This window comes from Blastomonas sp. (genome assembly GCF_046294995.1).
In the GTDB taxonomy this organism is placed as follows: domain Bacteria; phylum Pseudomonadota; class Alphaproteobacteria; order Sphingomonadales; family Sphingomonadaceae; genus Blastomonas.
In genome coordinates this window covers 904,135-917,089 of sequence record NZ_JBKBOG010000001.1, presented here as the reverse complement: position 1 = coordinate 917,089, position 12,955 = coordinate 904,135, and the positions used below count along the sequence as shown (strand labels likewise).

The 12,955-nt window shown below is 63.2% G+C and carries 12 protein-coding genes; 6 read left to right on the top strand and 6 right to left on the bottom strand.

Going from position 1 to position 12,955, the window contains the following annotated elements; all coding sequences use genetic code 11:
* Window positions 1–12: 12 nt before the first annotated feature.
* Window positions 13–633, top strand: coding sequence for a 50S ribosomal protein L9 (gene rplI, locus ACK4R0_RS04280; protein ID WP_409670660.1), 621 nt, complete (start codon window positions 13–15; stop codon window positions 631–633).
* Between the two features lie 102 nt (window positions 634–735).
* On the opposite strand, the gene ACK4R0_RS04275 is transcribed toward rplI, so the two are convergent.
* Window positions 736–1,287, bottom strand: coding sequence for a YbjN domain-containing protein (locus ACK4R0_RS04275; protein ID WP_409670657.1), 552 nt, complete (start codon window positions 1,285–1,287; stop codon window positions 736–738).
* Between the two features lie 141 nt (window positions 1,288–1,428).
* Here ACK4R0_RS04275 and ACK4R0_RS04270 point away from each other — a divergent pair, with 141 nt between their 5' ends.
* The 5 genes from ACK4R0_RS04270 (at window position 1,429) to ACK4R0_RS04250 (ending at window position 6,406) form a co-directional block, all read left to right on the top strand.
* On the top strand, window positions 1,429–2,868 hold the full coding sequence (locus ACK4R0_RS04270; protein ID WP_409670654.1) for an AMP nucleosidase: 1,440 nt from the start codon (window positions 1,429–1,431) through the stop codon (window positions 2,866–2,868).
* A 37-nt stretch (window positions 2,869–2,905) separates the two neighbouring features.
* Complete coding sequence (locus tag ACK4R0_RS04265; RefSeq protein WP_409670651.1) at window positions 2,906–3,283, top strand: ArsR/SmtB family transcription factor; 378 nt, start codon at window positions 2,906–2,908, stop codon at window positions 3,281–3,283.
* Between the two features lie 45 nt (window positions 3,284–3,328).
* Window positions 3,329–4,000 (top strand): carbonic anhydrase, encoded by a 672-nt coding sequence (locus tag ACK4R0_RS04260; RefSeq protein WP_409670648.1) that lies wholly within the window; start codon window positions 3,329–3,331, stop codon window positions 3,998–4,000.
* Window positions 4,001–4,040: 40 nt separating this feature from the next.
* A complete protein-coding gene (locus ACK4R0_RS04255; RefSeq protein WP_409670645.1) occupies window positions 4,041–5,663 on the top strand; it encodes a SulP family inorganic anion transporter in 1,623 nt (540 codons plus the stop codon).
* 173 nt (window positions 5,664–5,836) lie between these two features.
* On the top strand, window positions 5,837–6,406 hold the full coding sequence (locus tag ACK4R0_RS04250) for a hypothetical protein (RefSeq protein ID WP_409670642.1): 570 nt from the start codon (window positions 5,837–5,839) through the stop codon (window positions 6,404–6,406).
* A gap of 160 nt (window positions 6,407–6,566) precedes the next feature.
* On the opposite strand, the gene ACK4R0_RS04245 is transcribed toward ACK4R0_RS04250, so the two are convergent.
* The 5 genes from ACK4R0_RS04245 to ACK4R0_RS04225 form a co-directional block, all read right to left on the bottom strand.
* On the bottom strand, window positions 6,567–8,420 hold the full coding sequence (locus ACK4R0_RS04245; protein WP_409670639.1) for a M2 family metallopeptidase: 1,854 nt from the start codon (window positions 8,418–8,420) through the stop codon (window positions 6,567–6,569).
* 64 nt (window positions 8,421–8,484) lie between these two features.
* A complete protein-coding gene (locus ACK4R0_RS04240) occupies window positions 8,485–9,252 on the bottom strand; it encodes an alpha/beta fold hydrolase (protein ID WP_409670636.1) in 768 nt (255 codons plus the stop codon).
* Window positions 9,249–9,899 (bottom strand): 2-hydroxychromene-2-carboxylate isomerase, encoded by a 651-nt coding sequence (locus ACK4R0_RS04235; protein WP_409670633.1) that lies wholly within the window; start codon window positions 9,897–9,899, stop codon window positions 9,249–9,251. Before ACK4R0_RS04235 ends, ACK4R0_RS04240 begins: the two co-directional genes overlap by 4 nt.
* 21 nt (window positions 9,900–9,920) lie before the next feature.
* Window positions 9,921–10,946: an aspartate-semialdehyde dehydrogenase gene (locus ACK4R0_RS04230; protein WP_054134472.1), complete on the bottom strand. Its 1,026-nt coding sequence runs from the start codon at window positions 10,944–10,946 to the stop codon at window positions 9,921–9,923.
* Window positions 10,947–11,095: 149 nt separating this feature from the next.
* Window positions 11,096–12,949, bottom strand: coding sequence for a tetratricopeptide repeat protein (locus ACK4R0_RS04225; RefSeq protein ID WP_409670629.1), 1,854 nt, complete (start codon window positions 12,947–12,949; stop codon window positions 11,096–11,098).
* Window positions 12,950–12,955: the final 6 nt, after the last annotated feature.

The following is a 12,955-nucleotide window of genomic DNA, read 5'->3' as shown; positions in this document are numbered from 1 at the left end:
GGAGCAAGAGACATGCAGATCATTTTGCTCGAACGGATCGAGAAGCTCGGCTCGATCGGTGACGTCGTCACCGTGAAGGACGGCTATGCCCGCAACTTCCTGTTGCCCAACAAGAAGGCCCTGCGCGCCAACGAAGCCAACCGCAAGGTCTTCGAAGCCAACCGCGAGCGCATCGAAACCGAAAACGTCGCCAAGCGTGACGAAGCCGCCAAGCGCGCCGAAACCGTCGATGGCATGCAGGTCGTTCTGATCCGCGCATCGTCGAACAGCGGCCAGCTTTACGGTTCGGTCTCGGTTCGCGATATCTCCGATGCGCTGAACGAGGCCGGTGCCACCGCCGTCACCAAGGCGATGATCATCCTGGAACGCCCGATCAAGACGCTGGGCGTGTTCCCGGTCAAGATCGCGCTGCACCCCGAAGTTTCGGTCAGCGTCACCGTCAACGTTGCGCGCAGCGATGACGAAGCTGAACTGCAGAAGGCCGGCGTCGACGTGATGCGTCAGATGTTCGAAGAAGACCAGCAGCCTGCCGGCTTCGTCGAAAAGTTCGACCCCAACGCCGAACCGGGCCTGATCCCGCAGGACGAGCCTGAAGAAGCCGAAGGCGAAGTCGCAGAAGACGACGACGCCTGATCGGGTTCGATACGATCAGACAAAAAGGCCGGGTTCCTGACAAAGGAGCCCGGCCTTTTTTGTGATCCAAACCCTCCCCTGCAACGGAAGGGTCTTCAAGGTTCACTGCGCAGGCGGTGAAACCACTTCAGCATTGAACCGCTGGGCCAAAACCACGAAATTGGTCACCTCGCGGCGAAGCGTGCCGCGCTTCACGCCGAAGTCGCTGATCAGGTACCGCGCCACGAACGGTTCTCCTGCCACCGACACGCCCGCCTTGCTGAATTCATAGAGCCGGTTGAAATCGCCTGCCGCCTGGGTGAGGTTGGCCAGGTTGCGCTCGGCCGGCTTGGGCCAGAAGGCGAGCAGGTACAGCCCCTGGCACTGGCCGGGCTGGCCCGGCGGGCATGCGGTGAAGAACATGTTGATCTTGAGTTGCCCGAAGCTCGCCTCGACGAAGGCGCGGCCTTCGGGGGTCTGGCGATCGGCGATGGTGATGCTGGTTCCGAAGGAGGACAGGATTTCGCGCACGCTGGTGGGGGTGAAGGCATTCACTTCGATCAGGTCGTCGGCATTGGCCGCCGGCTGGGCGATCGCCGCAGCCTGGAATCCCGCCAGAAGGACGCCTGCGAACAGCCCGGCTTTCAACGCTTTGATCCTGTCGTGCCCGTGCATGCCTGTCTCCTGCCCCACTGCTTTTTTACTGGGCGTCATCATAAGCGCTGTTTCGCGATGCTTGCAACCTCCTGAAATCGCCCGTCCCAGGCGTCATTTTCCGGTAATGACACTGTCGCGCAAAGCCGTTAAGCGACAAACATGAAAACTGTAGAGCACATCATCGCCGCGTTGACCGCCCATTATGAGCGGTCTGTAAGCAATCTTCAGGCCGCCATTCGCGCCTATGTCGACCATGGCACCGTGCCCGACCCCGAGCAGCGCCGCGCCGGCAGCTTCAGCTACCCTTTGCTGCGGATCGAGTATGACGGCGGCGACCGCCTGTCCTCGACCAGCCTGTCGTTTGGCCGTCTCAATGCGCAGGGCCTGTATACCACCACCATCACCCGCCCGCGGCTGTTTGCCGACTATCTCACCGAGCAGCTGACCTTGCTGCGCGAAAATTACGACGTCGAAATGTCGGTCGAAGCCAGCACGCAGGAAATCCCGTTCCCCTATGTGCTCGATGGCATCGCGGGCATGGATCTGGGCGGCATCACCCCGCTCGAACTCGCCCGCCACTTCCCGACCACCGAGCTCGCCGATATCGGCGACGAGATCGCGGACGGGTTCCTGCCGTTCGGCCAGAGCCTCGATCGCCCGCTGTCGCTGTTCGACGGCCTGCGCACAGATTTTTCGCTGGCGCGGTTGCGGCATTACACGGGGACACCGCCAGAGCATGTCCAGCGCTTCATCCTGTTCACCAACTATCACCGCTATGTCGATGAATTCGTTGGCTGGGCTTGCAGTCAGATTGGCGAGGGCCATTACACCGCTTTGTCCGGCGCGGGCGGCCTTTATACAGACCAGCCCGGATCGGATCCCAGCCAACTGGTCGCCGATAGCGCGTGGCGTCGGCACCAGATGCCGGCCTACCATCTGATCGCACCCGACTTTGGCGGGATTACGCTCGTCAACATCGGCGTTGGCCCATCCAACGCCAAGACCATTACCGATCACCTTGCGGTTCTGCGCCCTGAAGTGTGGCTGATGATCGGCCATTGCGGCGGCCTGAGGCCCACCCAGCGAATCGGCGATTACGTGCTCGCGCACGCCTATCTGCGCGACGACCACATCATGGACGACGTGCTGCCACCCGAAATCCCGATCCCGCCAATCGCCGAGATCCAGCAGGCGCTGGCAGGCGCGGCCGAAGAGATTTCGGGCACCAGCGGCGCCGATCTCAAGCGGCGGATGCGCACCGGCACCGTGGTCACCACCGACGACCGCAACTGGGAGTTGCGCTATTCGGCAAGCGCGCTGCGGTTCTCCCAGTCGCGGGCGGTGGCGATCGATATGGAAAGCGCCACCATCGCCGCGCAGGGCTATCGCTTCCGCGTGCCCTATGGGACGCTGCTGTGCGTGTCGGACAAGCCGCTGCACGGCGAACTGAAGCTGCCGGGCCAGGCGAACCGCTTCTACGAGGAGGCGATCGCGGCGCACATGCAGATCGGCATCCGCACCTGCGAGATGCTGCGCAAGGAAAGCAATTCGCTGCACAGCCGCAAGCTGCGGGCTTTCAACGAGCCACCTTTCCGCTGAGGTTACCGTAACATCTGCATATATTTGCAGATATGTATTGACGCAGATTGGCTCGGCCGTCAGGTATGGCACCATGCCGAAGCGTGTTCACATCGCCCGCGAGCTTGCCGAAGTGTTCAAGCTCATCGCCCATCCTGATCGGATCCGTCTGATCGAAGAACTGCGTACGGGCGAGTGCGACGTCAACACGCTTGCGCAACGGCTCGACCTGCCGCCGACCCGTCTGTCCCAGCATCTGAGCCTGCTTCGCGCAGCCCGGATGGTGGAAGAGCGGCGCAGTGGCAGGCAGCACCTCTACAGCCTGGCACAACCCAAGATCGCAGGTTGGATCACCGACGGCCTCGCATTCGTCGAAGCCCGGGCGCCAGCGTCGTTGGCCGGAGAATTGCGCGAGGTACGCGAATTGTGGTCGTGAACCGCTGAACCCCAACCCCCTATCCATCAAACAAGGAGCCTCCCCATGCCCCATTTCGCCGCAGGCGTTGTCCGCTTCCAGACCGAAGTCTTTCCGGAGAAGCAGGAACTGTTCGAAAGCCTCGCCAAGGGTCAGTCGCCCGAAGCTCTGTTCATCACCTGCTCGGATTCGCGCATCGAAACCGCGATGATCACCCAGACCGAACCGGGTGAGCTGTTCATCTGCCGCAATGCCGGCAACATCGTTCCTCCGCACACGCAGCAGACCGGCGGCATGACCGCATCGATCGAATTCGCTGTCGCGGCGCTCAAGGTCCCGCACATCGTGATCTGCGGCCACACCGAATGCGGCGCGATGAAGGGTGCGATGAACCTCGACGGGCTCGATGGCCTTCCCCACGTCCGCGAATGGCTGGGCTATACCCGCGCGGCTGTCGAAGTCGTCAACCATCTCGGCGCCGATCTCGATGATGCCGGCAAGATGAACCTGCTGCTGCAGCAGAACGTCATTCTGCAACTCAACCACCTCAAGACGCACCCCTCGGTCGCGGCGCGCATGGCTGCGGGCGAACTTCAGCTGCACGGCTGGGTCTACGACATCCGCACCGGCGACGTCGCAGCCTATGATGCCGCCCAGGACAAATTCCTGCCCGTGCATGAACATTACGCGAGCGAAATGGCCGCAATCGCCTTGGCCAAGCACGAATGCACGGCCTGATTTCCGTTAGCCTACCCTCCCTGTCCCCAGGAGCATCAAGATGACTGCGACTACAGCCCCGTTGGGCGAATTCGAGACGATGAAGAAGAGCTGGCCGCAAGACCTGCTCGCCTCTGTCGTCGTGTTCCTGGTGGCATTGCCGCTATGTCTTGGCGTCGCCATCGCCTCGGGCGCACCGCCTGCGCTCGGGCTGATCACCGGCATTATCGGCGGTCTCGTCGTTGGATCGCTTGCTGGCTCGCCGTTGCAGGTCAGCGGCCCCGCCGCCGGGCTTGCGGTGTTGTGCTACCAGCTGGTCAGCGAACACGGGCTGATCATGATGGGTGTCGTCGGCTTCATCGCTGGCGCCCTGCAGCTGCTGGCGGGCGTCGCCCGGTTGGGACAATGGTTCCGAGCGATTTCGCCCTCGGTCATCCACGGGATGCTCGCGGGCATCGGCGTCCTGATCCTGGGGTCTCAGTTCCACGTGATGATCGATGACAGCCCGCGCGGCAGCGGCCTTGAAAACCTGCTCTCGATCCCCGAGGCGATCTACAAGGCGGTATTCCCGATGGCGATGGACAGCCATCACCTCGCCGCTATGGTCGGCATCGCGACGATCGCTGCGATTTTGATCTGGAACCAGTTCAAGCCCAAGTCGCTCGCGATGGTGCCTGCCCCGCTGATCGCGGTGATTGTCGGCACGCTCGTTGCCGGCCTTGCGGGCTTTGATATCAACCGTGTGGTGGTGCCAGACAACATCGTCGCGTCGCTCAACATCCCGACCATGGAAGCGCTGCAGCGCGGTCTGGCGATGGATATCATCCTGCTGGGCGTGGTCTTCGCCTTTGTCGCCAGCGCGGAGACGCTGCTGTGCGCCACCGCAGTCGACCAGATGCACACCGGACCGCGTACCAAGTACGACAAGGAGCTGCGTGCGCAGGGCATCGGCAACATGCTGTGCGGATCGGTCGGCGCCTTGCCGATGACCGGTGTGATCGTGCGTTCGTCGGCCAACGTCCAGGCCGGCGGCAAGACCCGGCTGTCGGCGATCATGCATGGCGTCTGGATCCTCGGAACCGTCGTCGCCCTGCCCTGGCTGCTGGCGCTTATCCCCACCGCCGCCCTGGCTGCCATCCTGGTCTATACCGGGTACAAGCTCGTCAACATCGCGCAGATCAAGAAGATCGCCACTTATGGGCGTGTCGAACTGGTCATCTATTTCGCGACGCTGCTGGGCATCGTGGTGTTCGATCTGCTGACCGGCGTGATCATCGGCTTTGTCCTGGCGACCGCCAAGGTGGTCTACACCTTCACCCACGTCCGGGTTGATCTGGAAGACGACGAGATGGCGGGCCGCACTGACGTGTTTCTGCATGGATCGGCGACCTTCTTCTCGATCCCCCGGCTCGCCAGCGTGCTGGAAACGGTGAAGTCCGGTCGTGCGGTCCACGTCCATGTCGAACATCTCGACCATATCGACCATGCCTGTCTCGACATGCTGGGTGCCTGGGAAAAGCAGCACAATGCAACCGGCGGCACCATGGTGATGGAATGGAAGGACCTGCGCGATCGCTACGCATCGCCCTACCAGAAAATGCAGGACGAGGCAGGCGACGGTCCCGACAAGCCGGGGGGCGGGTCCAACAAAGCCCCGCCGGTGCTTGAACCGGCAGCCCGCTAACCCACCGCCGATACGGCGCAAACGCGGCCACCGGAGCAATCCGGTGGCCGTTTTGCGTGGATCGGCCCAAATTGCCTGACGATATGCCCGATACAAGGAACAATCCGGTTTGAGCCGCGTAATGCCTCCATCAACGCACCGATAACCTCGGCGTTGGACACAAGGAGATTATTATGAGCGACGCCATCAAGACTGCTGCTGCACGCATCAAGGAAGATGCGCTCAACCTGGCCGAGCGTGCACGCGCCGAGGCCGCGAGCGCCTTTGGATCGGTTAACGAACATCGCGACGAACTGCGCGTCAAGGCAACCGAGACCGCCAAGCTGGCCGGCGAAGTCCTGTCCGAGAACGCCCGTATCGCGTCCGATCTGGCGCGCCGCAATGCCAACGCGGCGGCATCGATGCTGTCGGAAAACGCCAAGGCGCTGGGCACCGAAATGGGCCCGCTGCGCGAAAAGGCTGAAGAGTTCGCCCACGACGCGTCCGAGCGCCTGAGCATTGCTGCGCGCGAACTGTCCGAGAAGGTCAGCCAGAACAGCAAATATGCTGCAGAGCAGGCCCGTGCGCATCCTGCCATGGCGATCGGCCTGGCCGCAGGCGGCGTCGCTTTGATCGCGTTTGCGATCGCACTGTCGCGCAAATCCGATAAGACGCCGACCGTCGATGAAAACAGCGATTATGTCGATCAGAACGCTGTTCCGCCGGCAACCGGCGCCACTGGCGGCAAATACAACACGTATTGATCAACACAACCGGATAGGTGCCGTGCGCGATTCCCTCATGCGCGGCGCCTCGGGTTCTGTTTTCCGACAAGAGGCGCCCCCCGCTTCAGGAAGGCAGGCCCCATCGTTTATGGGGCTAGCATATCCCCCGACGAGCTGACCACAGGGCAAGCAGCGCGGATCACCATCCGCATTGCTTGCCCTTGTTCTGTACTTTCAGCCAGGTCTGCAATGGCGCGAAATACTCGACCATTGCGGTTCCATCCATCTCGCGCGTTCCCGTGAACGCCTCGAGCGCGTCGGGCCAGGGCTTGGACGCTCCCATTTCCAGCATGGCGTTGAGGCGATTGCCGACCTCCTTGTTGCCATAGAAAGTGCAGCGGTGCAGCGGGCCGGTCCAGCCCGCGATATCGCATGCGGCCTTGTAGAACTGGAATTGCAGGATGCGCGCAAGGAAATAGCGGGTATAGGGCGTGTTGCCTGGAATGTGATATTTTGCGCCCGGATCGAAGGCGTCCGCAGGCCGGTCAACCGGCGGCGTGATCCCCTGATACTGCAGCCGCAGCGCGGTCCACGCCTCGTTATAGCCTGCAGGCTTTATGCTGCCATCGAACACGCCCCAGCGCCAGCGATCGACCAGCAGCCCGAACGGCAGGAAGGCAAGCTTGTCCATGCCCTGCCGCAACAGCAATCCCAGATCCTTGTCCGGGCCCGGCACCTTCGCCTGATCGAGCAGGCCGATCTCCACCAGATAATCGGGCGTGATCGACAGCGCGACCATGTCGCCGATCGCTTCGTGGAAGCCATCATTGGCCCCGTCGAGATGCAGCGTATCCTGCTTGTTGTAGGCGCGCTGGTAGTAATTGTGTCCGAGTTCGTGATGGATGGTGGTGAAGTCGTCGGCATTCACCTTGATGCACATCTTGATGCGGATATCGTCCTTGTTGTCGATATCCCATGCCGAAGCGTGGCAGATGACCTCGCGGTCGGCGGGCTTGACGAACTGCGAGCGCTGCCAGAACGTCTCGGGCAGCGGCGCAAAGCCCAGCGAGGAGAAGAACGCCTCGCCGCCCTTGACCATCTTGAGCGGATCATACTGCTTGGCCTTGAGCAGTTCGGTGACGTCATAGCCAATGTCGCCTGCTCCGGCTGGCGCGACGATGTCGTAGATGTTGCCCCATTCCTGCGCCCACATGTTGCCGAGCAGGTCAGCGCGGATCGGGCCGGTCCTGGGCTGCACCGCATCGCCGTATTTCTCGTTGAGCTTGGTGCGGGTGTGGCAGTGCAGATCGTCATACAGCGGCTTGACCTGCTGCCACAATTTCTCGGTCAGCGCGGCGAATTCGTCGGCGCTCATGTCGTATTGCGAGCGCCACATCGCGCCGACATTCGTGAAGCCGAGCTCGCGGGCGCCCTGGTTGGCGATATCGACCATGCGGACGTAATCGTCCTTCATCGGTGCACCGACGTTGTAGTGCCAGCTCGCCCACATTTCCTTGAGCTGCTCAGGGTCTCGGTTGTCGCCCATCGCTGCCTCGATGTCCGATCCGTTGACCGGCTTGCCGCCGAGCGTGCCCCTGCCCTTGCCATAGATCGACTGCAGGTTGGTCGCGATGGTGTTGAGCTCGGTCGCGGCTCCCTCGGTCGTCGGCGCGGGCAGCACGATGCCGCCGCGCAACTTGTCGAGCTTGCGGCGGGTCTCGTCGCTCAGCCCGGCGACATCGTTGAACTTCGCCGCCTCCAGTGCGAACCGCACCTGCATTTCGGTACCCTGGGCACCGACTTCCGCAGCGAGCGCATTGGTGTCGTCGGTCAGATAGGTGGAGTTGATCCAGAACACCCGGCTCGCCGACACGATATAGTCGAACATCTCCTTTTCGGCCGACGCAACAAAGGCTTCGGCATCAGCAGCGGTTGGCTTGGCCGCCTGTCTGGCAGGCGCGGTCTGCGCTGCGGAGGCCTCGGCATAAGCAGGCACGCAGAGCGTCGCGATCGACAGGGCGACCACGGAGGCGACGGATTTCAGACATTTCATTGCGGGCGACCCCTTGTCGTTCGGCTTTAATTGGCGCGAACGATGGAACCGCCGTGGCGCAGCGTCAAGTGGTGAGAAATGAAACCATCTCATCGGCCAGCGCCGGCTCGAGCACGCTCGACATGTGCGTGCCCTTGATCTCGCGATACGTCGCGTCGGCCAGACGCCGCGCCAGTTCGGGCGCAGAGCCATTGTCCTGATCATCCGCGCCGCAGACCACCAGCACCGGAACGTGGCGCGCGATCAGCGCATCGGTATCGACATCGCCAAAGCTGTCGAGCAGCAGCCTGGCCGCAATCGGATCGATCCCCTGCGTCTTCATGAAGGCTACCGCCATGAAATGCGGATCGCCGCGCTTGACCTCGTCGCGCCGGTCGATCGCGGTGACGAAGAAGTCGCGTCGCCGACCCCAGCCGGTCAGCCCTTCCCAGCCCATGCCCGCAAGGATCGCGCGGCGCGGCGTGACGCCTGCGCCCAGAAGCTTGGCCGTGGTCCGCGCTCCCAGCGAAAAGCCGCCGAGATCGAAATCATCAAGCCCCAGCGTCTCGATCAGCGACAGCGCGTCATCGACCAGCACATCGCGCGGGTACGCCGCCGGATCATGCGGCGCATCGCTTTGGCCGTGCGCGCGCAGATCGGGCATGATCACGCGAAAGCCGGCATCTGCCAGACGTGCCGCATGGCCAAACTTGATCCAGTTGGTCTCAGCGCTCGAAAACAGCCCGTGGAGCAGCACCAGCGCCCTGCCCTCGCCGGTTTCGTGCACGGCAAGCTCGGTGCCGTCGAACGAGCGGATGCGGGTGGTGGTGATGCTGGGGGCGGTTGCGGTCATTCCCGCTCTTTAAGGCCTGCCTGCTCCATGCGCCAGATGGCAAGATCGATCCGGTCCTGGCCAAAAAACGGTTCGCCATCGAAGACCAGGGTGGGAACGCCCCAGTGGCCCGCCATCTCGAGCGCTTGCTGGTTGGCGGCGAGTTCGGCGTCGAGTGCTTGCGCGTCGGATACCGCGACAGCTTCGAGCGTCGCCAGATCAAGCCCTGCGCGCTCGGCCGCTCCTGCGAGGTGGTCGCCCTCGTGCCACTTCGCGGTGCCGCCCCAGATCAGCTGCGAAACTTCGTCGCAGAACGCGAGCCCCTTGCCCTGCCGCGCTGCGGCCTGCCCCATGCGGGTGATCCGGTAGATGTATGGCTGTTCAGCGGCGATCGTGCGGGTCGCGATGTCCTGAACGATCGGATCGGGGTTGGGCGGCGCGAACGGAATGTCCAGATACTGCGAGAGCCGGAACACATCGGTCAGCGTGTAGCGCAGCCAGCCCGGCTGGCTCTTCTCGAAGAAATCGGGCTGCCGCACCGCAAGCGGATAGACCGGGCGCAGGTTGAGCGTCAGGTCATAACGCTCGCCCATCGCGCGATAGCGCCGCATCGCGAGATAGCTGTACGGCGAGCGAAACGACCAGAAGATGTCGGCTGTCAATGTCATGACACTGACAGTGACATAAGGTCAGCCCTTTTTCAAATGTCTTCTGCCCAGCAGTTCGGCGATCTGCACCGCGTTGAGCGCAGCGCCCTTGCGCAGATTGTCAGACACGCACCACAACGAGATGCCGTTCTCGACGGTGCTGTCGTCGCGCACGCGGCTGATGTACGTCGCGCCATCGCCGACGCATTCGACCGGGGTGACGTATCCGCCGTCCTCGCGCTTGTCGACGAGCATGATGCCCGGCGCTTCGCGCAGGATCTTCTGCGCATCCTCGGCGCTCAGCTCGTTCTCGAACTCGATGTTCACCGCTTCGGAATGGCCGACGAACACCGGCACGCGCACGCAGGTCGCGACCAGCTTGATCTTGGGATCGAGGATCTTCTTGGTCTCGACCACCATCTTCCACTCTTCCTTGGTCGATCCATCGTCGAGGAAGACATCGATATGCGGGATGACGTTGAAGGCGATCTGCTTGGTGAACTTCTTGGCCTCGGCGCTATCTCCGACGAAGATGTTGCGCGACTGCTCGAACAGCTCGTCCATGCCTTCCTTGCCCGCGCCCGAAACCGACTGGTAGGTCGCAACGACGACGCGCTTGATCGTCGCGGCATCGTGCAGCGGCTTGAGCGCCACGACCAGCTGCGCGGTCGAGCAATTGGGGTTGGCGATGATGTTGCGCGCCTTGTAGCCGTCGATCGCGTCGGGGTTCACTTCGGGCACGATCAGCGGAACGTCGGGCTCCATGCGATAGAGCGACGAGTTGTCGATGACGACGCAGCCCTGCGATGCGGCCTTGGGGGCATAGATCTTGGTCGCGGCAGACCCTGCCGCGAAAAGCGCGATATCCCATCCGGTGAAATCGAAATGCTCGATGTTCTGCACCTTGATCATCTTGCCGGTATCGCCGAACTCGACCGTGGTGCCCGTCGAACGCGACGAGGCAACAGCGGCGATTTCATCAATCGGGAACTCGCGCTCGGCCAGGATGGCCAGCATTTCGCGACCGACATTTCCGGTCGCGCCGACAACGACTACTCGATAACCCACGGATCAATTCCTCCAGTGCAATGCACCGGCGCGCCTAGCGGCTAACCCCCCGCATTACAAGACGCGAGTGGCAATCGGGCGGCATAACCAACAGGATTGTTACGCAGCTGCGCCGCGTGATGAAATAAACAGCCCGCGCGATACCGTCGTCAGACCAGAATGTTCGTGTCCTGTCGGCTTGCGAGCGGCAATGCATCGAATGCCACCGTCAACCGGTGCGCATTGCTCTCGAACGGCAAGGTGCCGTGCCACAGATAGCTGGGGAAGATCACCAGTCGCCCTTCAGCTGGCGCAATGATCCGCCGCGGTGCCAGATCTAGCCCGAAGGCACTATCGGGCGAGCCGAATTGCAGCGCTCCCGATGTATCGCTGCCATTGGCCACTTCGGGTGGCAGCGCGATGTAGCATGCCGAACTGAGCCAGCCCGATGCGTGAACATGGCTGACGTGAAAGCCTTCGCTCGCCAGCCGCACCGACCATGATCCGGCAAACGCAATGTCGTCGGTCATCCGGCGCAGGAACGGGTGGTCCATATCGAAGGCGAGGCCGCCCAGCGCCGCGTTGACCGCCGCGCGGATCGACGAGGCCAGCCCCTGGATCGCTGCGTCACGCCGGTTGAACAGGATGCCGCGGGTCTGCGTGCCACCGCGAAGCGTCTGCTCGGCCGGGTGCATCTGCGTGGTGTGCAGCGCCTCGAGCGCTGGCCGCAGATCGGCGAGGAACGCTGCCATGCTGCTCCATTCCACGGGCGCGGCAAGATCGACGGGCATGACGAACCGCTCGTAATCCGCCAGCCAGTGCTCGCGCGGGTCATTGAGCAGCCGCCAGATGACGGTGAGCAATGCCCAGGCGGACTGGTCGTCGCGGTTGAGCTCGCTCGCCGCCAGCGCATGGGTCTCGGCGCCCTTGGCGTCACCTTGGGCGAGCAGGACATGCGCCAGGTTGAGCCGCGCGCTGTGGCTTTCGGGATGCGCGCTGGCGAGTTCCTCGAGCCGGGGCCGTGCGGCGTCCCAATCGCCGGCGGCGATATCGGCAGACGCGCGCAGCATCTTCATGTCGGGCGTGGCGCCAAAGCGCTGCAGCGCCGCGTCGGCCCATTCGCGCATCTGGTCGGGCTTGCCCAGCGCCTTGGCCGAGGCGATCGCCGAAAGCCACAAGGGCTTGGACCCTGGCCGGTCGGCGAGCGCAGCACGGTATCCGTTGAGCGCCACCGGCTCTCCACCGCCCAGCTGCGGCATCAACCGCGCCAGCGTTTCGTGCGCATCGAGAAAGTCGGGGTGACGGGCAATGACATCGCGATACTGATCGACCGCTGCTTCATAGTGCCCCAGCTCGGCGAGCAGATGCGCGCGCAGCGTGAAGCTTGCCGGATTGTCGATCCGGTGACGGATCGCCTCGTCCACCGCCGCCAGCGCTTCCTCGCGCCGGTCGATCTCGCGCAGCGACACCGCAAGATTGTGCAGCGCGCGCCGGTCGTTGGACTTGGCAGCCAGAACCTGTTGGAAGCCTGCCACCGCCGCATCATGATCGCCCCGCGCTTGCGCGAGCGCGGCGTGTAACGGTGTGAGGCGGGCATCGTCGGGCTTCAGGTTTGCCAGGTTGACCAAAGCCTGCTCGGCCAGATCGGGCTGCCCGGTCTTCAACGCCAGCACCGCCATATCGTGCCACGCGTCGATATAGCCCGGCGCGATCGCCGCTGCCCGGTCGACCGCGCGCAGCGCCTCCATCGTGTTGCCGAGATCATCAAGCACTTCGGCATACAGCTTCCAGATCTGCGGGACCATCGGCTCCGCCTCGATCGCAGCAGCCAATGCCTGCCCGGCCTCGGTCAACCGCCCCCCTGCCCGGTCGATCAGCGCGCGGACGAACAGGCAGTCAGGGTGCGCCTGATCGGCCGGCGGGAGTGCATACCACTCCAGCCGGGCGGCGGCGGCGTTGCCGCCACGCAAATGCGCCATCGCGCGCGGAATGATCTGTTGAGCGGGTCCGGGAGGTAAAGCCATGCCCCT